Genomic DNA, 20,805 nt, shown 5'->3' with positions numbered 1-20,805 from the left:
TCGCGGTCAGTCTTCTTTTGCCGGGGATTTGAAGAGCCCGGGGATGTGCCGGACGATGACGATATCTCCGACACTCTTTACGATGCGGAAGGGGATCTGCAGCCCGGTATAGCCTTTTACCTCCCCGATCTCGGGGTTGAGCTCGCCGACCGCAAGGGCATCGATCTTCTTCTGGTCCACATCAAGCACGACATCGTCAACATTCCCGATAAAGACAGCTCTGTCGGTATAGACGCGTAATCCGAACATCTCTGTGATCTGGGTTCTCATCGATATCCTCTGAAGGTATATTACTATAAATGATAAAAAGATACTCCTTTCCATGGAAGCGTCGCTACAGATCGGAAACCTGGCCGGGATTCCGGTCAAACTGCACTGGAGTTTCCTCCTGGTGATCCCCCTCTTCGCCTGGATCATCGGGAGCCAGATCGTGCTCACGACCGAGTTGATCCAGGCTCTCTTCGGCGTTCCGATCGATATGACGCTGATCACGGAGGGGCTCAATCCCTACATCCTCGGAACCGTCGTGGCGCTCGGTCTCTTCTTCGGCGTCTTCATCCATGAGATGGCCCACTCACTCATCGCGAAAGCAAAGGGGATCAAGATCCACAGCATCACGCTCCTCATCCTCGGGGGAGTCTCCCAGATGGAGGAGACGATGCCGGACCCCAAGATCGAACTCCCCATGGCGCTCGCGGGCCCGCTGACGAGCCTTGCGGTCGGCATTGTCTCCAGCGCCCTCGTCTACGTCGTTGCGGCGGTCGTCCCGGACCCGGGGGTCGCCGGCGTCCTGATCTTCACCTTCGGCTACCTGGGGCTCCTGAACGTCCTGCTCTTCGGGTTCAACCTCCTCCCGGCGTTCCCCATGGACGGCGGGCGCGTGCTGCGGGCATGGCTCGCCCGCCGGATGCCGCTCTCCCGGGCGACCCGGATCGCCGCCGACGTCGGGAAAGGGTTCGCCGTCCTCTTCGGGATCGTCGGGTTCCTGCTCTTAAACCCCATCCTGATCCTCATCGCCTTCTTCATCTACATCGGGGCGAACCAGGAGGCCACGTTCCTCCGCTACAACATCCTGCTGCAGGACGTCACGGTCGCCGACGCCATGAGCAGCCCCGTCGTCACCGTGGAACCGACGATGCCGCTCTCGCAGGTGGTGGACATGATGTACGAGACGAAGCACCTCGGCTTTCCCGTGGTGGACCGGGGATCGCTCGTCGGGATCGTCGCCCTCGCCGACATCCACAAGATCTCGCCGATCGACCGGGAGGCGATGCAGGTGCGCGACATCATGACCCGGAACCCGACCGCCCTCCCGCCGTCGGCACCGCTCATCGACGCGCTCCGGATCATAACCGGCCAGGAGATCGGGAGGATTCCCGTCGTCGAGGGCGACGCCCTGGTCGGGATCGTGACCCGGACGGACGTTCTGCGGGTGATGGAACTGCGGGAGGAGGAGTAGCATAGGAGACGTGAAGGGAGAATCAGCCTTACGCGAAGTACGAGCCACCAAGGGGAAGTCGTCAGCACCCGTCTACCGAACTTCGCGTTCTTCGCGGCTTCGCGTGAGGGATCGGCCACTCATACGCTGCTAACTCGCGCGAAGCCGCGAAGGCCGCGAAGAGAGCACTCTAAAACACTATCACGTCCTCGATCCCCGTCTCCCCGGCGACCTCCCGGAACTCATCAAGACCACTAAAAGGCCGGCGGGCGGCGATGGTCGCCGCTCTCTTCTTGCCCACCCCCGGGATCCACCGGAGCGCCGCTACCGGCAGGGTGTTGACCTCCACCGGGCAGGGGAGGGCCGTCACCGACCGCATCCCCCAGTCGACCACGACGGCGTCGAGCACCGTCCGTGCCGGGAGTTCGAGGGGGATCCCGACGAGGATGGGGTAGGAGCCCATCTGCCGCCCGAACGACGGTTTTCCGGGAACTTCGACGACGACCTCCGGGAGAACAGTGCCGACCGGGAAGACCCGGCGGAGCATCGGTTCGTCGAACTCCTTCCGCGTCCACTCCTTGAAGGAGCGGAACCGGGCATCGTGCTTCCCGAGGGTGTTCTCCTCGTAGGCCTTTGTTCCCTCGAACGGCATCACCTGCCGGATATTCACCCGTCGGACGAGATGACCGGCATCGAGCACCCGACGGAGGAACGCCTCGTTTGCGTCGAACGTCGCCGGCGTCTCCCCCGCGAGGCCGACGATGAAGTTCAGGCCCGGCAGGAGCTCGGGGATGCCCCCCGTCCGCATCCCCCCGACCTCGTTCACGACCTCGATCGCGCGGAAGACGTCGTCCGGCAGGGCTTTGAGGTTGTTTGCCGCCACAACCGCCGGATCGGCGGTCTCCATACCGAAGGCCGCGGTGTCGCCGGGGGTGTGGCCGGCGACGATCGCCTCGAGCGCCGCCCGTGCCGCGTCCTCGTGCCGGGCGATGGTGCCGGGGTTGATGTTGTCGATGTGCAGGGTTTTCAAGTCCGGCGCGTTCTCCCGGACGGCCAAGAAGAGTTCGGCGAGCGCCTCGGGGCGGGGGACCGGGAACTCCCCGCCGCCGCTCTTGTAGGCGAGGAGATCCGGCTGCCGGCCGAGCCTGAAGTGGCGGGCTCCCGCCGCATGGAGCGCAGCCACCTCCTTCGCGATCCCCTCGATGCTCCGGTAGCGCGGGAGCCCGTAGAACGGCTCGGTGCAGAACGAGCATCCCCCGACCGTCGCCCGCGAGCACCCGGTCGCGGTCTCGAGCTCGCAGATCACGTAAGGGAACGCCGGGTGCTGCGCCACGATCCCGGCGCCCGCCGTGCACCAGGGGTCGGTCAGGGAGTAATCCCCCGCGCCGGCAGGCTCCCCGCCCGAGAGCCAGGAATCCAGCGCAACCGCGGGCGACCCCGAGAGCGTGACGTCGAACCCGGCGATCGCCTGCCGGATCGCCTTCTTCCCGCCACCGGGAGCGTAGCCGAAGGCGATCGGCCCGCCGATCGCGGTGGTCGGCTGCCGGAGCAGGATTCCGAGCTGCTGGATCTCTGTCAGGGTCGCGGGTTTCCCCCCGATGTATGCTCCCGGCACGGTCAGCCCGGCGATCATCACCACGAGATCGCCGCGGCCGGGGCGGGCAACAAGAGAAGGATCGGCCCGGACCTGGTCGATGGTGACGTAGCGGGCCGCGTAGCCGTGCCCGGCGAGGACCCCGGCGACCTCGCGGATGTACGGGGAGACGTAGGGCGCGACGCCGAGGCACGCGGGCTCGTCGACGTAGCCGTCGATGATGAGGGCGCTAGTTGACTCCGGCATGTGCTAACTCAATCCTCCTGGTAGACTCGCGCGAAGCCGCGAAGAGCGCGAAGTCCAATGTCGGGGGACTGGAAACTCCCTTCGCGGCTTCGCGATCTTCGCGTGAGGCAACGTCACAAATGTTAGATGCAATGGTTTACTGGAGGTCATACCCGATCAGGCGGAGGAGTTCCCCCGCCCAGTAGAGTTTCCCCCGCTTGAGGGGATCGACGTTTTTGTCGGCGAGATCGAACCCGACGATCCGGACGCTCGCCGCCCCGAGTTCGTCGGCGGCAAAGACCGCCCGGTCGCCGTCGGTGAATCCGCCGAAGTTGTGAACGTGGGGAAGCGGTGCCGCCTGCGTGGTGGCGACGAGCGGGCCGGGGATACGCGGAACCCAGTGGCGGAGGAGCGGGACGTTGTCGCCGTGGGCGTGCACGACCATCACCGTCCCCTGCTCCGAGAGCTCGATGAAAACGTCCGTCGCCCCGTCGAGGTCGGTGAAGACCGCGTCCGGCCGGATACCGTGATCCGCGAGCACCTCCGCCGCCGCATCGGCGGCAAGCACCGTCCCCTCGATCCGGTCGAGCTCCCCGGAAAGGCAGGGGGCGTTCCCGCAGACCGTCACCTGCCTCCCCCGGATGAACGCTTCAAGCAGCCCGACGTCGTCGCGACCGGCAAGATCCGCGAGAGTCCGGGCAGCCGCCTCGTCCGCCTCGCGCTCGAACCCGAAATAATCCAGAATTGCAGTGTAGTGAGGCTCCCAGTCCGAAAACCTCATTGTCCATCCTCGTCGTCCAGACCGACGATGCTCGAGAACCTCTTCAGGATCGGATCGATGATGAGATCGAGCAGATCCTCCTTCTCCTTCGCCATGGAGAAGTAACTGAGCGGTATCAGGGCCGCCGCCATCGTGGCGTGGCCACCGGCCTCACCGATAGGGCCGAACGCCTCGGCCATAACGTTGCCGAGATGGAGCCTGATATCCTTGTTCCGCGCCGAGATGATGATGTTCTGGTCGCTGATGCCGTAGACCAGCGCCGTGTTCACGCCCTCGAGGTGGATCAGCATATCGGCCGCCTGCGGGAGAGCGTCGCGGTTCCTGATGTAGCCGACGTTCGAGAAGAGGTAGCCGCTCTTGAGCCGGCGGTTCCGGATGGCGTTCCCGATGATCTCCACTGTCTCAAGCGACATTGAGGGGGAGGTGATCTTATCGAGGAGATCCGAGTCGGTCAGGGGAAGGAGGAACGCCGCGTAGTTGAGGTCCTGGGGAGTGACGTTCCGCTTGAAGTCGCGGGTGTCGGCCCGGATACCGTACAGGAGCGCGGTGGCCACCGACTTGTTCACCGGGATATCGAGCTCCATCAGGTACTGGGTCATGATGCTCGCCGTGGCGCCGACCCCCGGCCTGATGTCGATGAAGTCGGCGACCGTGGACGGATGCTCGCCGTTCTTGTGGTGGTCGATGATGATGTTGACCCGGGTCGATCTGGGGAGCTCGTTGTTCACGCCGGGCCCGGACGAGTCGACCAGGGCGATGTAGTTGCACTCCTCGAGGGTCTGGGGGGTGAGCCGATCCAACTTGATATCGAGGAGGTTGATGAATGCCCGGTTCTCCTGGTGCCCGATATCCCCTTCGTAGACGATGCGGCAGTTGAGTTTGTTGCGGCTCGCGTGCCGCGCGATCATCGAGAGCGCCATGGCGCTCGATATCGAGTCAGGGTCGGGATTCAGGTGGGTGACGATACAGAGCGTCCCCTCCCAGGAGGCGAGCATGTCGTAGAGCCGCAGGGCGAGCCTTGAAGAGTGCAGTTTCCGGATGTGGTGGATGGCGGTTTTCGCAACCACCTCCTGCGGGTAGAGGACGATATCGGCGCCTTCCTGCTGGAGGAGGTCGACGCTGACCGGGTCGGTAGCCCGTGCGATGACGTAGGTCGCCGGGTACCGGTTTTTGACGGTCTGGAGCGCCGTCAGGTTGGCCTCCCGGTCGTTCGCGAGGATGAACGCGACCTCCGGCACGGGCAGCCCTTCCATGAAGTTCGGGTTCCGGAGGTCGCGAACGATCGCTTCGTACTTCTGATCGCGAAGATCTTCCACCCGCTTTTCGTCCTTATCGACGATGATGAGATCTTCGTTCTCCTGCTCAAGCTCCTCGGCGACGTTATAGCCGGTGCTCCCGCAGCCAAGAATGATGTATTTGATACGTTCCTTTGAAACGTTCTGGACCGCCTCAGGCATGCGTACAATGGTGTAACTTCTCATGGTATTAAGGGATTCCATTTCGGCGATTTTCAGGGAGGTTCCATAAAGTTTATACGGTTTCCCATGCAACACTGTTAGGTCAGACGCATGGGCCTGTAGCTTAGTTCGGCAGAGCGACGGACTCTTAATCCGTAGGCCAAGGGTTCAAATCCCTTCAGGCCCGTCGAACACCCGATTCTTTTCATCCTTTGCACCCGAGATCGATTCTTTGATTCAGGCTGCGAACGTTCGGTTCGCGCGACATTGTTCCGCAGAGTGGGTTCTCCATTGCGGGCGGGGCGCACGGCCGCCCGGTCAACCCCCGCCGGTCTTCGCCCGCACCGGGGCTTCTTGCGGGAGGCCGCTTGATGCGACGGAAACGGAATTGCGAAGGCACATATATGCCGCTGCTATATAAATCCTGCCCCGGCCAAAAACCCGCAAGAGCGTTGCATGGGGAGGAGTAAACCGGAGACTTCCCTTTCCCCACCCTCTCACGCAGGTACGGCGACAGAGCTAAAAAAAGAGGTTTGCGGATACGCCACATTTTGCAGCGCAATCGACCGGGCGACTATACCTGACTCTTCTGGACGAGGTCGTCGAGGATCTTCTTGATGTCGATCCAGAGGATGAGCCCGGACCCACGCTGCGACCTGGCATCGCCCGGTTTCCGGTCGTCCTCATCCTTCGTGAGTTTGATGATCCCCTTGACGAAGGCGTGAACCCCGGAAGAGATCCCCTCGTCCATCAACTCGATATCCTCCTCGGCCACCTGGATGACGCTGTGCACGTCGTCCACGATTATGCCGAGGTTCGACCCCCCGGCCGCCTCGGCGACCAGGACGATGATCTTCTGGCTGCTCCCCGGTTCTCCCGGGATCCGGATCAATCGTTTCAGGTCGACAACAGTGGTGATCTCGCCCCGGAGATTCATGATCCCGGCAATGTAGTCCTGTGCCCGGGGGATGTGGGTGATGGGCATCATCTCCACGATCTCCCGGGCGAGCTGGATGTCCATCGCGTACAGTTCCTGCCCCAGCTCGAACTCGACGACGTCGATCATGCTCCGGCCTCACTGGAACCTGAACTGTGCAACCCTCTCGCGAAGTTGCTGGGCCATCTGCCGGATATCGGTCGAGGCACTGGCAACCTCCTCAGTTGAGGCGGACGACTCTTCGGCGAGTGCAGCGAGGCTTTCGGTGCCCCGTTCGCCCTCCTGAATCAGGGCAAAGACCTCTTCGACGCTGGTCGTGACCCCGTTCGCCGCGGCGGCCTGATTCTCGGTCGCACGGGAGATGTCGGCGATGCCGCTGACGGACCCGTTGACGTCGGCAACCATCTTGTTTAAGGCCGCAATGGTCTCGTTCACGCTCTCGATCCCGCTGAGGATCTCCGTGTGAGCCCCCCGCATCGCTTCGGCGGTCTTTCCACTGCTTGCAGTGACGCCGCCGATCACCTCTTCGATCTGCCGGGTCGCGCTCTTCGACTCCCCGGCAAGGTTTCGGACCTCACCCGCGACGACCGCGAACCCGCGGCCGTGCTCACCGGCACGGGCCGCCTCGATCGCGGCGTTGAGCGCGAGGAGGTTGGTCTGGTTCGCGATATCGGTGATCAGCTTCACGATATGGCCGATATCCTGCATCTTCACGTTCAGGTTGGTGATCTCCTCGACGGCCTGCTCGGAGATCCGTTGCACCGCCTGCATCTTCGTGCTCGCCTCGTTCCCGAGTCCGACGGCGGACTCTCCGGCTTTTGCAACGTTTGTCGAGAGGTTCCTGACCTCCTGGGCCGTGCTTGCAATCTCTTCCACCGCTGCGGAGAGATCGCCGATCTCCTTGGTGACCCGGTCGAGCTGCTGGATCTGCTCCTTCGCACCGTCCGATGTCTTCTGAGCGGTGTTCGCCACCTGCTGGGAGGCACGGGCGATCTCGTCGGCACCCTTCCCGACATCGACGATCGCGTGCTCGAGTGCGTCCGCCTGTTCGAGAGTCTGCCGGAAAAACTTCTGCAGGCTGTCGAGCGCCTTGTTCAGGTCTTTCTTGATCTCGTCGAGCGGATCGTCCGCATAGGTGGGTACCGGGCGGGTCAGGTCGCCGCCGGCGATCGCGTTGAGACTTCCTGCGAGCTCCCCGATGCTCTTGTGAAGCCGCTCCTCGAGGGTCCGCGACTCCGTGATGTCGTTGTAGACGGTGAGCACGCTCGCGACGTCGCCTTTCTTATCGAAGAGGGGGATGTTGTAGCGCTCGATGATACGGATGCCGGCCGGAAACTCGAGGGTGGCTTCACCCTTGCTGGGTTTCCGGCTCTTCAGCGTATCCGCAACACCTTCCCCGGACTGGTTGAGGTACTTGAAGTCACGCACGGAGAGACGTGCGGCCTGCCCCTCGGAAAAACCGCTCAGTTCGCAGAACGCCCTGTTGACCAGCCGTATGGTCAGGTCGGTGCTCCAGAGGAGGATGGGCATCGGGTTCTCCTGGACAATCGCGTCGGCCTGCTGCTGGAGTACCTCCATCTGCTCCACCTGCCGTTTCTGCTCGGTGATGTCCTTGTAGACGCTCATCACGCTCTCGACGTTGCCGGCCCCGTCGGGGAGCGGGACGTTGTAGCGGACAAACGAGAAGGTGCCGGTCGGGACTGTAACCCTTATCTCGCCGGATACCGTCCGATTCGTCCTGAAGACCTCCATAAGTTCCTTGCCCGACCTGTCACCGTCGAGCTCGAAGTCCCTGATCGTCATGGACTCGGCTTTCTTTCGTTCGTAGCCGGTCATCTGCAGGAACGCTTTGTTTACCGTCGTTACGTGCAGGTTCCCATCCCAGATGATGGTAGGCATCGGGTTCTCCTGCAGGATGGTCTCCGCCTGCCGCCGGGCCTCCTCCGCCGCGATGGAGACGGGGCTGCCTGCTTCCAGTTCACCGTTAATCATAGGTCTTACCTCCTGTGCGACACCATACTCGCTGCAGCATCCGCCTGGCCGGCGAGGGACGCTCGGGGTGTCGTGCCGGCCCCTCACCGTACAGCGGATCAGATCCGCCAATTTTCGTCGCTAATGGAAGGCTATCCTTTCTTTATCCCTTAAAATGACTCTTATGCCATGCACACTTGCTATGCATTTACGTAATATTTATATATTACTTATTGTATGACCATACATCATGGTCACCTCCCAGGTCGACAGACAGACAGAGAATAACCTTGCAGGGATACTCGGGATTTTACAGGAGCACCCGGGCGGGCTGAGCATCAGCGATATCGCAACCCTCCTCACGATGAACCGGAACTCCGTCTCGAAATACCTCGCGATCCTGCAGCGGCAGGGATCGGTCGACATGCGGCTGGTCGGCGCGGCAAAGATTTACTGCCCGACCCGTCGCCTGCCTATCGCGGCCGTCCGCCGGTTCTGCTCCCCAAACCTCATCGTCGTCGATCACAACCTGGAGGTCCTGGAGGTATCCGGCACGCTCGCGGGCATCCTCGGGGCTACGCCCGAGGCCCTCATCGGCCATCCGGTCCTGCCACTGTTTCCGGGCATCTCCTCTTCCGATGATGTAGCTTCTCTGCTCAGGAGGGCGCTCTGGGGAGAAGAGGGGACCTTCCGGTGGAGCCCCGGCTCTCGCAGGGGTGCCGCCTCCTACCGGGTCTCCCTGATACCCACCGTACTCGAGACCGGCCGGCCCGCGGTCTCGCTCGTCCTGGAGAAGGTCCTGGAGGATGGCGATCCCGGAGAAGAGCGCCTGTTTGAGGCGTCGCGGCAGGAGGCGCTCCGGGAAGACCGGGCCGAAGGGATCGTCCGTGTCTCGCCGGACGGGCGTGCTGGGTGGGCCGATGATGTCTACTGCCGGATGACCGGGACGAGACGGGACGACCTCATCGGGCGGCAGTTCCGCCCGCCGCTTGTCGAGGAGGAGCGAACGGCGTGGAGGAACTTTGTCCGGGGCCTCACACCGAAGAACCCGGCAGCGACGATCGACTGCAGGATGGTCATGCCGGACGGGAGCACCCGTTACTACCGCTGGAGGGGTCGGGCACTCTGCAGTCCTGACGGAACAATACTCGAGTACCAGTACCTCTGTTCCGATAGCCACGAGTTCAGGGTGATCGAGGAGACCCTGCGCCGGCAACTACAGGCCCTTGAGCAGGAGGCACACGACCGGGAGGGCGCGCTCAGGGAGAGTGAAGAGCGGTTCAGGAGAATATTCGAGGATTCCCCCACCGGGATCGCGGTCTGCGATAGCGCCGGGGCACTGCTCCATGCCAACCGTGCCTGCCTCGAACTCTTTGGGATCGCCCGTCTCAACGATGTACGGGGGATCAACCTCCTGCAGGTCTGCAGGGCGCTCGATGCCTGCGAGATGCAGGCACCAGGAGATGCGGTGACCCCGCTGGAGTGCCGGTTCGACTTTGACAGGGTTCGCAGCCGGGATCTCCTCCCGACGACACGAACCGGGATCATCCACGTTGGGGGTGTCGTCAGCCCGCTCAGGTCGCCGGACGACGGGGATCCGGATGGCTGCCTCATCCAGGTACACGATGTCACCGGCCGTGTTCTCGCGGAGGGAGCGCTCCGGGAGTCCCATGACCGGCTGGCCGGCATCGTACGACACCTGCCCGACGCCATGTTTGCAATCGACCGCGGGGGAGTCGTCACTGCCTGGAACCTGGCAATGGAGGAGTTGACCGGGATCACCGCAGAGGAGATCCTCGGCAAAGGAGATCATGAGTACACCCTCCCGTTTTACGGGAAGAGGACAGCCATGCTCGTGGATAAGGTCCTGAACCCTGATGTTGCGCTCCGGAACCGGTACCGCTTCATCACCTACGCCGAGGGGGGTGAGATCATCGCAGAGGCTGTCATCCCGCCGTCGGGCGGCGGTTTTCCATGGATCTGGTGGGTGAAGGCGGGTCCCCTCTACGACAACCGGGGGGAGATCGTCGGCGCCATCGAGTCGATCCGGGATATCACCGGAGAGCGGCGGGCGGAGAGATTCCAGAAGTGGGAGAGGATATTTATGGATGAGACCGGCGAAACCCCCCGATGAGGCGCTTCCGGGCGCACTACGGCCGGAGGGGGGCCGACCCCACCCTTACCGCCCGATCTTCAGGAGCATCTCCTCAAGCGTCGGGTAATGCGACTCGATCCGCTCGATCGTCGCTCCGTCGGCCGCAAGCGCCGCTGTCGTCCGGTTCAGTTCCTCGACGGAACGCGCCTCGGCAAGGAATCGGCCGTTGGAGGCCGAGTAACTGACCGATGTCGCGAAGGCCGCCGGGTCGGGCACCCGGAAGAAGACCTGGTAGGTGAGCGAACCGAAGGTCTCCCGGAGTTCGGGCATGGTGCCTTTCGCCACCACCTTCCCCCGGCGCAGGATCAGGACGAGGTCGCAGGCCTCCTCCACCTGGAAGAGGTTGTGGGCGGAGAAGATCACCGTCTTGCCCCGGTCCCGGAGACCCTTGACATAATCGAGCACCGACCGCGAGGTCATGGGGTCGAGGCCGGAGGTGGGCTCGTCGTAGATGAGCAGCCCGGGGTCGTGCATCAGCGACCGCGCAATCGCGACCTTCCGCTTCATCCCCTTCGAGAGTTCCCCGATCTTCTTTTTGTCCGCCTCGAGCGCGAGCGAATCGAGGAGTTCGTCGCGCCGCTCCCGGATGGCCGGTTTTGAGAGACCGTAGATCTCCCCGAAAAACGCGAGATACGCATCCGTGGTCATCGTCTCGTAGAGCCGCGACTCTTCGGGAAGATACCCCAGGTTCTGTTTCAGGTCGAGCGGCCTCCTGACAACGTCGATCCCGTCGACGACGAGGCTTCCCGCCGTCGGCGAGACAAGGCCGGCCATGATCTTCAAAAGCGTCGTCTTCCCGGCGCCGTTATGCCCGATAACCCCGAGTATCCGTGCATCGTCGAGATCGAAGGTAACGTCGTCGAGGGCCGGGAAGTCGCCGTAATGCTTGACGAGGGAGCGGGCCGTGATCATCCGGTACCCCTTATGTCTCCGATGCCTACTAATAGGTTGCTGCACAGAGATATGGTTCTCTAGCGCCGCCTGGGATTACCATGAGCCTTGCCTCCTCCATCCGGACGATTGCCGTCTGGGAGATGAACCGGTCGATGACCACGATGGGGAGAAGCGTCCTCCCGCTTGCGGCGGGGCTTCTCGTCCTCCTGGTGCTGGTAACGGCATTTGCCGCCCAGAGCGGCGTCCATATGCAGGACGGCATGTATCGCATCGGCATCGACGACCCCGAGATCGCCCGGATCGTCGCTCCCGACAGCCGTTTTACCCCCTACCTCGACAGCGGGGCGGCCCTCTGGGAGAACCGGTTCGCGTACGACATCGTCATCCTGCAGGGCGAGGTCTACGCCGCCGATACGGACAAAGGGCGGGCGGCCTTAAAGACCCTCGAACGCGACTACGAGGGTTACGTCTCCTACGTGGCCGCCGGAGAACCCGACCTCTTCGCCGCCTACCCGCTCTGGATCGATCTCGAGTACGTCAAGAGCGAGATCGACTTCCTGGCGACCCAGAGCGGGCAGCAGGTCGGCGCCCCGGCGGAGGCCGGAAGACCGCCCGTCCCCTCGGGGCCGGTCGAAGCGGTGACGCCGCCGGCGTCGGCAATGCCCGTCTCCGAGGAGACCCTCCGGGAGCATCTCGCGGATACGGGGAGCAGTCATGCCCTCGAACGCTACACCGGCGTCATCTCGGGCGGCTCCACCATGGAGCAGTTCCGGACGCCCTCGGAACTCTCGGCGCCGCTTCCGTTCGATGCAATCATCCTGGTCTTCGTCTTCATCTTCCCGCTCTACTTCACCTCGCAGTTCTTCATGATGAGCGTGATGAACGAGCGGGTGGGACGGGCCGGGGAAGCCCTCCTCTCTACCCCCGTCCGGCCTGCCGCGATCGTCGTCGGCAAAGCGCTCCCCTACTTCACGATCATGATCCTCATCGCCGCCGCGATCACCCTCTTTGCCGGGGCGCCGATGACCATCCTCCTCCCGCTCGTCCCGGTCATCCTCTTCTTCCTCGCAAACGCCCTGATCATCGGAATGACCTCCCGGAGTTTCAAGGAACTCTCGTTTGTCTCGATCTTCTTCTCGACCCTCGCCACGTCGTACCTCTTCTTCCCGACGGTCTTTGCGAACACCCACGTCATCAGCATCATCTCGCCCCTCACCCTGGTCGTCCTCGATATCCAGGGCGACGGGTTCACCGCCATGGAGTACGTCTACTCGACCGTGCTCTTCTTTGCAACGAGCATCATCCTCTTCTACGTCGGCATCACGAACTTCCGTGAGGAGCGCCTCTTCTCGCAGAAGCCGCTCGCTTCAAGGCTCGCGGACTTCATCTCGGCCGGAATCGGCCGGGATCACCCGCACCTCTCGCTCTTCCTGCTCGCGGGCTTCACGATACCGTTCGTCTTCATGGCCCAGATGCTGACGCTCGTCCTCTTCTTCAACATCCCGATGCCGCTCTCCCTCGTTCTCCTGACCGTCTCTGCGGCGTTCATCGAGGAGTTCGCGAAGTCGATCGGGCTTTACGCGGTGGCGCGGGAGCGGCCGGGGTTCCTGACACCGAAGAACCTGCTCCTCGGGGCGGTCGCGATCGGGTTCGGGTTCCTTGCCGGTGAAAAACTCCTCCTCTTCGCCACGCTCGCCCAGATCACCGAGTCGATCTTCGGGAGCGTTCTCTTCCTCTCCCTCCAGGTGCTCTGGATGCCGCTCCTCCTCCACATCGCGGGCGTGCTCATCACCGGCGGCTTCCTCCTGCTCTGGGGGCGCCGCGCCTACCTGTCCGGCCTCGTCGTCGCGAGCGTGGTGCACAGCCTCTACAACCTCTACTTCCTGATGGGGGCGCTCCTGTGAAGAGACGAAATATCGGCCTTATCGCGAAGAAAGAGCTCCTCGGGCTCTCGTCGGAGAAGACGATCGTCTTTGCGATCCTCCTGCAGGTCTTCATCGCGATGTTCTCGTCGTTCCTGATGGTGGGGCTCACCGCCATGTACGACCCGGAGGCGATCGAGGGCTACTCGACGATCGCTTACGGCGTCGGCTACGCCGGAGCGGACTCAGCCCTCATCGACGAATTCGAGAAGCAAGACGACCTCATCCTCCACCGGATGGATCTCAGCCAGGCGCTTGCGGCGCTCCGCGAACGGCGGGTCTCGGCGGTGGTCTACGTTCCGGACACCCCGCCCGACGCAGAGGAGCCGGTCATGGTCACGCTCTACCTCATCCAGAACGACCTGCAGTCGAGCGTCATCAACGTCAAGGTAAAAGAGGTGCTCCAGGGCTACGAGAAGGAACTGCGGGAGGTCCGGGCCGGGCGGATGACCACCTTCCCGGTCTCGCTGAACTTCCCCGAGTCCGGCGGCGGCGAAAACTTCTTCGAGTTCGTCTACGGCCTCCTGATCCCGCTGCTCGTTCTCCTCCCGGCGATCGTCTCGGCAGCCCTGATCATCGACCTCATCACCGAGGAGTACCAGCGCCGGACGCTCGAGACGCTGATGTCGACGCCGGTCACGTTCGCGGAGATGGTCTGGGGGAAGGTGGCCGCCTGCGAGATTCTGGTTCCGGTTCAGGCCGGGGCCTGGCTCCTCCTCCTCGGGTTCAACGGCATCGCGGTCGATAACGCCGCCGCCATCCTCCTCCACGCCTCGGCAGGCGGGCTCTTCCTCATCCTGCTCGGGGCTCTCGTGGCACTCCACTACCGCGAACGGACGAGCGCCCAGTTCATCTTCTCGACCGCGCTCGTCGTGGTCTTCCTCCTCGTCATGGCCATCCCCTACAATCCGTTAAACCTCATGGTCAGGCTCGCGGTGGACACCGCCGGCCCCGTCCACTGGCCGATTCTCGCGCTGGTCGCGGGAGTAGCAGCCCTCCTCGGATGGGCCGTAACGGCCTACGCCCGCCGGGTCGGGGAAGGGGTTACAGCGTAGCCGTCGTCTCGCGGCATTCCATCGTGGGCAAAATATATATCGGCAGGTATGCCATTCAGCCCATCGATGACCCACCTCCGTCACCTCAGTACCACCTGTGCAGTCTGCGGCGAGGCCTGCCGGTTCACCATCCCCGAGGCCGCGGGCAGCGTCGGGTCGCGAGACCTCGACACCCGCCCCGCGGAACCCCTGCGCTCCACCATCTACGCGTGGGTGAAACGGTGCCCGTCCTGCGGTTACTGTGCGCCCGACCCGGGCAAGGCACCGGAAGGAGCGGCCGACGTGGTGAAACTCCCGCGCTACCGCTGGCAACTCGACGCCCGGAAGTTCCCTGGAATAGCAAACACCTTCCTCTGCTGGTCGATCATCCAGGAAGATCTCGGTTTCCCGGCCCAGGCAGCGTGGGCGTCCCTCCATGCCGCCTGGGTCTGCGACGACGAGGGGGCGGATGTGCCCGCCCGGATCTGCCGGAAACGTGCCGCCGATCTCCTGCGGCGGGGATGGGAGAAAGGCGAGCGGCTGGCCGCCCTGGAGGGAGCGGACGAGGCCGTCCTCGCGGATCTGCTCCGCCGGGCGGGGAGGTTCCGGGAGGCCCGGGCCGTTGTCGCGGAGGCGCTGGAGAAGAGACCGCAACCCATCATCGCCGACATCATGCGGCTCCAGGCACGGTTGATCGCCGCATCGGATCGGGGCGTCCATACCGTCGCCGAGGCCCGGCGGTTCAGGCAGCCCGCATCGCTCTGACCGGCAGATCCCCACCTTTTGTATACTGTTCCGGCGATATTGTATCATGGAGATCACGATCCTCTCCCCCGGCATCTACACCTACGGCGCCATGTTGATCGGCGGTGTCCTCCGCGACGCGGGCCATCAGGTGACCCTCACCCGGACGCCTGCCGCTCCGGGCGATTCAGTCCTGCTCGCGAGCCTCTTCTCGACCCAGCACCTCCTCGACCCCGCGATCCGCGACCTGATCCGGGCACACCGCGAGCGCGGAGGGGTGGTCTACGTCGGGGGGCCGGTCTCGGCCGCGCCGGAGATGGTGCTCGGGGAACTCGCCCCCGACGCGGTGGTCGTCGGCGAGGGCGAGGAGACGGTGGTCCGGCTCGTCGAGGAGGGGGTGTCGCCCGACCTTTCGGGGATTGCGTTCCTCGACGCCGGCCGGCCGGTCGTGACGCCGCCCGCACCGCCGGCGTCGATCGACCGGCCGCTCCCCCTGATCCCGGACGACATCGGGAGCCAGAGCGTCCGGGGAGCGAGCGCCTACATCGAGACTCACCGGGGGTGCATCGGGGGATGCACCTTCTGCCAGGTGCCCCGGTTCTTCGGGAGGGCGATCCGGAGCCGGCCGCTCGGAAGCATCGTCGAGGAGGTGAAGGCCTTTGCGGCGCACGGAGCGACACGGCTCTCGGTCTCCGGAGGGACCGGGTCGCTCTACGGCTCCACCGACGGGGAGATGAACCCGGAAGCCTTCATCGCCCTCCTCCGCGGTATGGCAGAGGTGATGGGGCCGCGAAACGTCTCTTCCCCGGACATCCGCGTGGACTGTATCACCGACGAGGTTCTGGACGCCGTCCGGCGATACACCATCGGGTGGGTCTTCTTCGGGATCGAGTCGGGGAGCGACCGGGTGCTCCGGATGATGGGCAAGGGCGCGACCGTCCGGCAGGTCGAGGAGGCGGTGGAGCGGTGCCGGGAGCACGGTCTCCGGGTTGCGGGGAGTTTTATCGTCGGCTACCCCGGGGAGACGGAACGGGACTACGAGGCGACGAAGGATCTCATCGCCGCACTCTCCCTCGACGACGTCTTCGTGAGCAGCGCCGAACCCATCCCGGCGACACCGCTCGCCGACCTCGCGATCAGGACGCCCCGCGACAAAAACCCGGCATTCATCCCGCATACCGGAGAATACCGGGCGCTCAACCTGACCGAGAGCGAAGCACGGTGCTTCGACCTGATGATGCACGCCGATCTCTTCCGCCCGCAACTGCGGCTCGTGACCGACGAGGTCTACACCACCTATCTCACCGAGGCACGGAAGCAGGGGCGGGATATCAGGGCGGCGACCGAACTCATCCTCCGCTACGCCCGACCGTAAGGTTCGGGCCGGCATCCGCTCCCATTCTTCGTTCTCCCTGCTGAAACAGCCCGGCTTGCCAGAGCCGGAAACTCTTAAGTATCCTCGAACATCTACTCCCCCGCCTTGAAGGGATACCTCTTCGAGAAGAACAAGCTGGAGGGAGATACGATGGCTGAACAACAGGCAGGATCGATGCTGGAGACCCGGCCGGGGCGGGGAGAGACGGTGAACCTGATGCGTGCGCACGACATCCGGGACGTCAAGGTGCGAAACCCGGAAGGAGAGAACCTCGGCGATATCAGCGATGTCGCGATAGACCGGGACAGCGGCTGCATCGCGTACGCCGTGCTCTCCTACGGCGGGATCCTCGGGTTCGGCGAGAAACATTTCGCCATCCCCTGGGAGGCGGTTCGCACCCGTCCGGGGGAGAGGAGTGCTACCGTTGACGCGGACAGGCAGACGCTGGATAGCTCTTCGGGGTTTTCCCGTGACAGGATGCCTCGTGAGGCCGACTGGAGCCTGGTCCGGACGCCGCCCCGGGCACATGCAGCAGCGGTGCCCACGGCCCCGGTGACGGAGAGGGAGGTTCCGCCTTCACAGGGGGTGGGCGCGGCTGCAGCAGCGGCCACCGGAGCAGCAGTGGCAGGCGCAACGAAGCCGGCGGAGACCACGTCTCCTGCCGGAGAGCGGATCGTTCCGACACCACCGCCCGTCCAGACGGTCGCAGCCGGATGGGGAGGGCAGCCGACAACGCAGCGTGTCGAGGAGCGGCCGGTGATGACGGAGGGGCCGCCACCCACGGGGACCGGCGTCAGGGAGGTCCACAGGGAGCGGATAGTCGAGACGCCGCCCCGCGAGACCGTCGCCGAGGAGGTCAGGAGAGAGCCGGCAGGCGCGATGGAGGCCCGGCCGGCAACGGAGGCCGAGCGATCGCTCATGACCCCGGGACCTTCCGCCGGTCGCCTCTCGGCCGCCGGGCTGCAGACTTACCTTGCGGGCATGAACTACCCGGCGGGAAGACAGGATCTCGTGAGCCATGCACGGCAGCATGACGCACCGCAGAGCGTGGTCTCGGTGCTTGAGAACTTCAACGACCGTACATACCGGTCGGCCGCAGACGTGAGCGCGGAGTTCGGCAGCGAGGCCCGCACCCGGCAGCCGACCGGAATCGAGACGCCTGCGAGGGGGGTTCGCGAGACTCCCGTGGAGGAGGTCCGTGAAGAAGCACCGGCGGCCAGGACGGTACCACCCCGCGCCCGTCTCTCCGCTGCGGACCTGCAGGTCTACCTCAAGGGCATGGACTACCCGGCAGGGAGGCAGGATCTCGTAACCCACGCCCGGCAGCATGACGCGCCACAGAACGTGATCACGGTAATCGAGGGGTTCTCCGACCGGACGTACCAGTCGGCCGCCGATGTGAGCACGGAGTTCGGGAGGGAGGTCCGCGGGGAGCACCCGGCCGCGATGGAAACGCGGCGGGAGCCCGGGATCACTGCGGAGGAGGTCAGGAGAGAGGAGACGGTCCGACCTGAAACCCCCGCCGTGGAGGCCCCCGCGGCACGGAGGACAGTACCGTCCCTCACCCATCTCTCGGCCGCCGACCTGCAGGTCTACCTCAAGGGCATGGACTACCCCGCGGGCAAACAAGAGATCGTCGCCCAGGCCCGGAAGAACAACGCTCCTCAGGACGTGATAACCGCGATCGAGGGGTTCTCCGACCGGACATACCGGTCGGCCGCAGACGTGAGCACGGAGTTCGGAAAGGTCAGGTGACGGGGAGGACCGGCCGCTACGGGCGGCAGCCGGGAAACATCCCTCCCAACCTCCCCGGCAAGCCGATTCTATGGCGGAGAACTCTTCGCCGGTAGCCCGATACCGGAACCGGGGAACTGTTAAATAGTCGCAACACGCATCGCCCGCTCTGCGCGAAGGTGATGATCGCCTTCGAACAGGGTATGGTGGTTGCAATGGCTGAGACGATTCTGGAGCAGCAGGTGAGGAGGACGGAGGGGCAGGAGTTCCTCTCATCCGAAGATGTTGTGGGGAAGCGGGTGAAGAACCCGGAGGGCTATGATCTCGGCGAGATCTCGAGCCTGCGGGTCGGCCTGCCCACGGGAAGGGTGGCGTATGCGGTGCTCAGGACCGGCGGCATGTTCGGCCTTGGAGCGAAGCATTTCGCCATCCCCATCGAGGCCATGGTCTACCGGACGGGGGACGATGTCTTCGTGGCGAACATCAGCAAGTATCGGCTCGACAACGAACCCGGGTTCTCGGAGGGGGATTGGCCGAGAGAAGCGAACTGGAGCCTGATCGAGTCGAAACGCCCCATGGGCCCCCCAAGCCAGGAGGAGGCCCGGGCCGTGACCCGGACAGAGCCGCCGCCCCGCGAGGTCGTCACGACGGAGCGGGTGGAGGTGCGGGAGCGGGCACCCCGGGAGGAGATGCCGATACGGGCCGAGGAGGTGGAAGAGACCCGGGCCCGGACGACGGTGCCCGTGACGGAGGCCCCTCCCCGCGAGACCGTCGTCGAGGAGGCGGAGACCCGGCCGGTGACGGAGGCGCACGCTCCGACGCTCGAGTCCATGATGAAGGCCGAGGACGTGGAGAAGGGCAGGGTCACGACGATGCCCGTTACCGAGACCGCGCCCCCGGAGACCGAACGGCCCACGACGGCGGGACCCGCTCCCGGGCGCCTCTCAGCCGCCGACCTGCAGGTCTACCTCAAGGGAATGGACTACCCGGGGGGCAGGCAGGATCTCATAGCCCAGGCCCGGAAGAACGCTGCACCGCAGGACGTGATCGCGGCGCTCGAGCGGTTCGAGGAGAGGGATTACCGGTCGGCCGCAGACGTGAGCACGGAGTTCGGGAAGGTCAGATAACCCAATTTTTTCGGAAGGAGCGGCAGTTACGAGAAGAGTTTCGTCTGGATGGCATCCCGGCCGCCGAATACGAGATGGCGCCCGGCGGCCTTCCCCCGGATACCGGCACGCGCAAGGTCGGCCGGACCGGTGAACGGCCGCACCCTCCGAAGGCTGAGGATCCGGTCCGCGGCCTTCGGCCCGATCCCGGGGACGCGGAGGAGGTCGCGGCGCGGGGCGAGGTTGACGTCCACCGGCGCGTTCCCGGCGGCAAGAACCGCTTTCGGGTCGCGGTCTGCAAAGAACCCCTCCTCGTCGAGAGCAGCCCGGAGTTCGTCGGCCGTGATGCCGTAGTCCCGGAGCAGGTAGTCGGCCTGGTACCACCGCCGTGTCCGCCATGCCGGGGTGTCGGGGTGCGGCGCGAGGGGAGTCCCCGGAAGGGCGTGGAACGCCGAGAAGTAGACCCGTGACGGCCGGACCCGCCGGTACTGGTCGGCGAGGCAGGAGAGGATCTCCGCATCGGTCTCGTCCGCGGCCCCGACGACGAACTGGGTGGTGTGGCCGCCGGGCTTCTCCTCCGCCACCCAGGACTGGCGCTTCAGGATATCCTGCCGATAATCCTTCACCCCGGCGATGCCCCCGAGGCGGTCGGGCGACGTCGTCTCCAGGTTGATGCTGATCCGGTCGGCCACGCGGGCGGCGTCGTGGATATCCGCCCGGGTTGCGCCGGGAAGGATCTTCAGGTGAAGGTAGCCGTCGTAGCCCCGGCGGCGCAGGATCTCCCCCGTCTCCACGAGATCGTGCATCACATAATCGACGTCCCGGGGGATGCCGGAACTGAGGAAGAGTCCCTCGACGAGTCCGTCCCGCCAGAGGCGAAAGAAGGTATCGGCGAACTCCCCGGGGGAGAAACTCACCGGCTCTCGCCGGGTACGGACGGGGCAGTAGGCGCAGTCGTAGGAGCAGGTGCCGTTGAGGAGCATTTTGAGCATCCGCCCGCACCCGCCGGTCCGGCGGTTGTAGGAGATGTAGGGAGCGATCACGGTTCGCACATTCGGGTCTTCGAGACCGCCGAGGGCTTCCTGAGATGTACGATGGGTATCGAGCGGGACAGGCAGGATTTCCGGCGCTTGAGAGATCCTTCGGGCTTCGACTGCGACCGGGAGGAGTTGAAGGCACTCGCCCGGGCTGCAGATGTCGAACCGCCCGGCAGCGGTGAGGTAGGTGAGTTTCTGCTCCGCAACGGACATACCGGAAGCATCGGCCCGTCGAGGGAAGAACCGATGCCGGGCGCGGGGCGAAAGTGTAAGGGAGGGCTATTGTGAAAACCGCAAAACTCAATATTAGAACCTATTATGTATTGTGAGAACCATAGTATCCCTGGAAACAATGGTTCGTTTTTTACAAGATCAGAAAAATCAGAACGTCCATCGATCAC

The 20,805-nt window shown here is 64.3% G+C and carries 16 protein-coding genes and 1 tRNA gene; 9 read left to right on the top strand and 8 right to left on the bottom strand.

Annotation, left to right across the window (positions count from 1 at the left end):
- Nucleotides 1–6: 6 nt before the first annotated feature.
- Nucleotides 7–270 (bottom strand): PRC-barrel domain-containing protein, encoded by a 264-nt coding sequence (locus MchiMG62_RS02680; protein ID WP_221057768.1) that lies wholly within the window; start codon nt 268–270, stop codon nt 7–9.
- Between the two features lie 52 nt (nt 271–322).
- On the opposite strand from MchiMG62_RS02680, the gene MchiMG62_RS02675 reads away from it, so the two are divergent.
- Nucleotides 323–1,459 carry a CBS domain-containing protein gene (locus MchiMG62_RS02675; protein WP_221057767.1) on the top strand — a complete coding sequence of 379 codons (1,137 nt, stop codon included), beginning with the start codon at nt 323–325 and terminating at the stop codon, nt 1,457–1,459.
- Nucleotides 1,460–1,628: 169 nt separating this feature from the next.
- Here MchiMG62_RS02675 and MchiMG62_RS02670 read toward each other — a convergent pair whose 3' ends face one another.
- From MchiMG62_RS02670 to MchiMG62_RS02660, 3 genes are all read right to left on the bottom strand, one after another.
- The gene (locus MchiMG62_RS02670) at nt 1,629–3,278 is read right to left on the bottom strand and encodes a radical SAM protein (protein WP_221057766.1); all 1,650 of its coding nucleotides are present in this window, start codon (nt 3,276–3,278) and stop codon (nt 1,629–1,631) included.
- A gap of 136 nt (nt 3,279–3,414) precedes the next feature.
- Nucleotides 3,415–4,038, bottom strand: coding sequence for a 6-hydroxymethylpterin diphosphokinase MptE-like protein (locus MchiMG62_RS02665; RefSeq protein WP_221057765.1), 624 nt, complete (start codon nt 4,036–4,038; stop codon nt 3,415–3,417).
- Nucleotides 4,035–5,495 carry a DHH family phosphoesterase gene (locus tag MchiMG62_RS02660; protein WP_244987776.1) on the bottom strand — a complete coding sequence of 487 codons (1,461 nt, stop codon included), beginning with the start codon at nt 5,493–5,495 and terminating at the stop codon, nt 4,035–4,037. Before MchiMG62_RS02660 ends, MchiMG62_RS02665 begins: the two co-directional genes overlap by 4 nt.
- Before the next feature lie 113 nt (nt 5,496–5,608).
- Between MchiMG62_RS02660 and MchiMG62_RS02655 the strand changes: the two genes are divergently transcribed.
- Nucleotides 5,609–5,682, top strand: a tRNA-Lys gene (locus MchiMG62_RS02655).
- A gap of 387 nt (nt 5,683–6,069) precedes the next feature.
- On the opposite strand, the gene MchiMG62_RS02650 is transcribed toward MchiMG62_RS02655, so the two are convergent.
- Complete coding sequence (locus MchiMG62_RS02650) at nt 6,070–6,561, bottom strand: chemotaxis protein CheW (RefSeq protein WP_221057763.1); 492 nt, start codon at nt 6,559–6,561, stop codon at nt 6,070–6,072.
- Between the two features lie 9 nt (nt 6,562–6,570).
- Nucleotides 6,571–8,424 carry a methyl-accepting chemotaxis protein gene (locus MchiMG62_RS02645; RefSeq protein ID WP_221057762.1) on the bottom strand — a complete coding sequence of 618 codons (1,854 nt, stop codon included), beginning with the start codon at nt 8,422–8,424 and terminating at the stop codon, nt 6,571–6,573.
- Between the two features lie 229 nt (nt 8,425–8,653).
- Between MchiMG62_RS02645 and MchiMG62_RS02640 the strand changes: the two genes are divergently transcribed.
- The gene (locus tag MchiMG62_RS02640) at nt 8,654–10,537 is read left to right on the top strand and encodes a PAS domain S-box protein (RefSeq protein WP_221057761.1); all 1,884 of its coding nucleotides are present in this window, start codon (nt 8,654–8,656) and stop codon (nt 10,535–10,537) included.
- A gap of 45 nt (nt 10,538–10,582) precedes the next feature.
- Here the strand turns inward: MchiMG62_RS02640 and MchiMG62_RS02635 are convergent, their stop codons facing one another.
- A complete protein-coding gene (locus MchiMG62_RS02635) occupies nt 10,583–11,470 on the bottom strand; it encodes an ABC transporter ATP-binding protein (RefSeq protein WP_221057760.1) in 888 nt (295 codons plus the stop codon).
- An 80-nt stretch (nt 11,471–11,550) separates the two neighbouring features.
- On the opposite strand from MchiMG62_RS02635, the gene MchiMG62_RS02630 reads away from it, so the two are divergent.
- The 6 genes from MchiMG62_RS02630 (at nt 11,551) to MchiMG62_RS02590 (ending at nt 19,388) form a co-directional block, all read left to right on the top strand.
- Nucleotides 11,551–13,356, top strand: coding sequence for a PrsW family intramembrane metalloprotease (locus MchiMG62_RS02630; protein WP_221057759.1), 1,806 nt, complete (start codon nt 11,551–11,553; stop codon nt 13,354–13,356).
- Entirely contained in the window at nt 13,353–14,429 is a 1,077-nt protein-coding gene (locus MchiMG62_RS02625; protein ID WP_221057758.1) for an ABC transporter permease, read from the top strand. Before MchiMG62_RS02630 ends, MchiMG62_RS02625 begins: the two co-directional genes overlap by 4 nt.
- Before the next feature lie 66 nt (nt 14,430–14,495).
- Complete coding sequence (locus MchiMG62_RS02620; protein ID WP_221057757.1) at nt 14,496–15,173, top strand: DUF2225 domain-containing protein; 678 nt, start codon at nt 14,496–14,498, stop codon at nt 15,171–15,173.
- A 46-nt stretch (nt 15,174–15,219) separates the two neighbouring features.
- A complete protein-coding gene (locus MchiMG62_RS02615; protein ID WP_221057756.1) occupies nt 15,220–16,527 on the top strand; it encodes a methyl-coenzyme M reductase glutamine C-methyltransferase in 1,308 nt (435 codons plus the stop codon).
- A 150-nt stretch (nt 16,528–16,677) separates the two neighbouring features.
- Nucleotides 16,678–18,282 (top strand): DUF2795 domain-containing protein, encoded by a 1,605-nt coding sequence (locus MchiMG62_RS13175; protein ID WP_244987775.1) that lies wholly within the window; start codon nt 16,678–16,680, stop codon nt 18,280–18,282.
- Between the two features lie 194 nt (nt 18,283–18,476).
- Nucleotides 18,477–19,388 (top strand): DUF2795 domain-containing protein, encoded by a 912-nt coding sequence (locus tag MchiMG62_RS02590; protein ID WP_244987774.1) that lies wholly within the window; start codon nt 18,477–18,479, stop codon nt 19,386–19,388.
- 26 nt (nt 19,389–19,414) lie between these two features.
- Here the strand turns inward: MchiMG62_RS02590 and MchiMG62_RS02585 are convergent, their stop codons facing one another.
- Complete coding sequence (locus tag MchiMG62_RS02585) at nt 19,415–20,617, bottom strand: radical SAM protein (protein ID WP_221057754.1); 1,203 nt, start codon at nt 20,615–20,617, stop codon at nt 19,415–19,417.
- Between the last annotated feature and the right edge of the window lie 188 nt (nt 20,618–20,805).

The organism is Methanoculleus chikugoensis (assembly GCF_019669965.1).
Classification (GTDB): domain Archaea; phylum Halobacteriota; class Methanomicrobia; order Methanomicrobiales; family Methanoculleaceae; genus Methanoculleus; species Methanoculleus chikugoensis.
The sequence above is the reverse complement of the archived record's forward strand: the minus strand, read 5'-3'. Positions and strand labels throughout refer to the sequence as shown.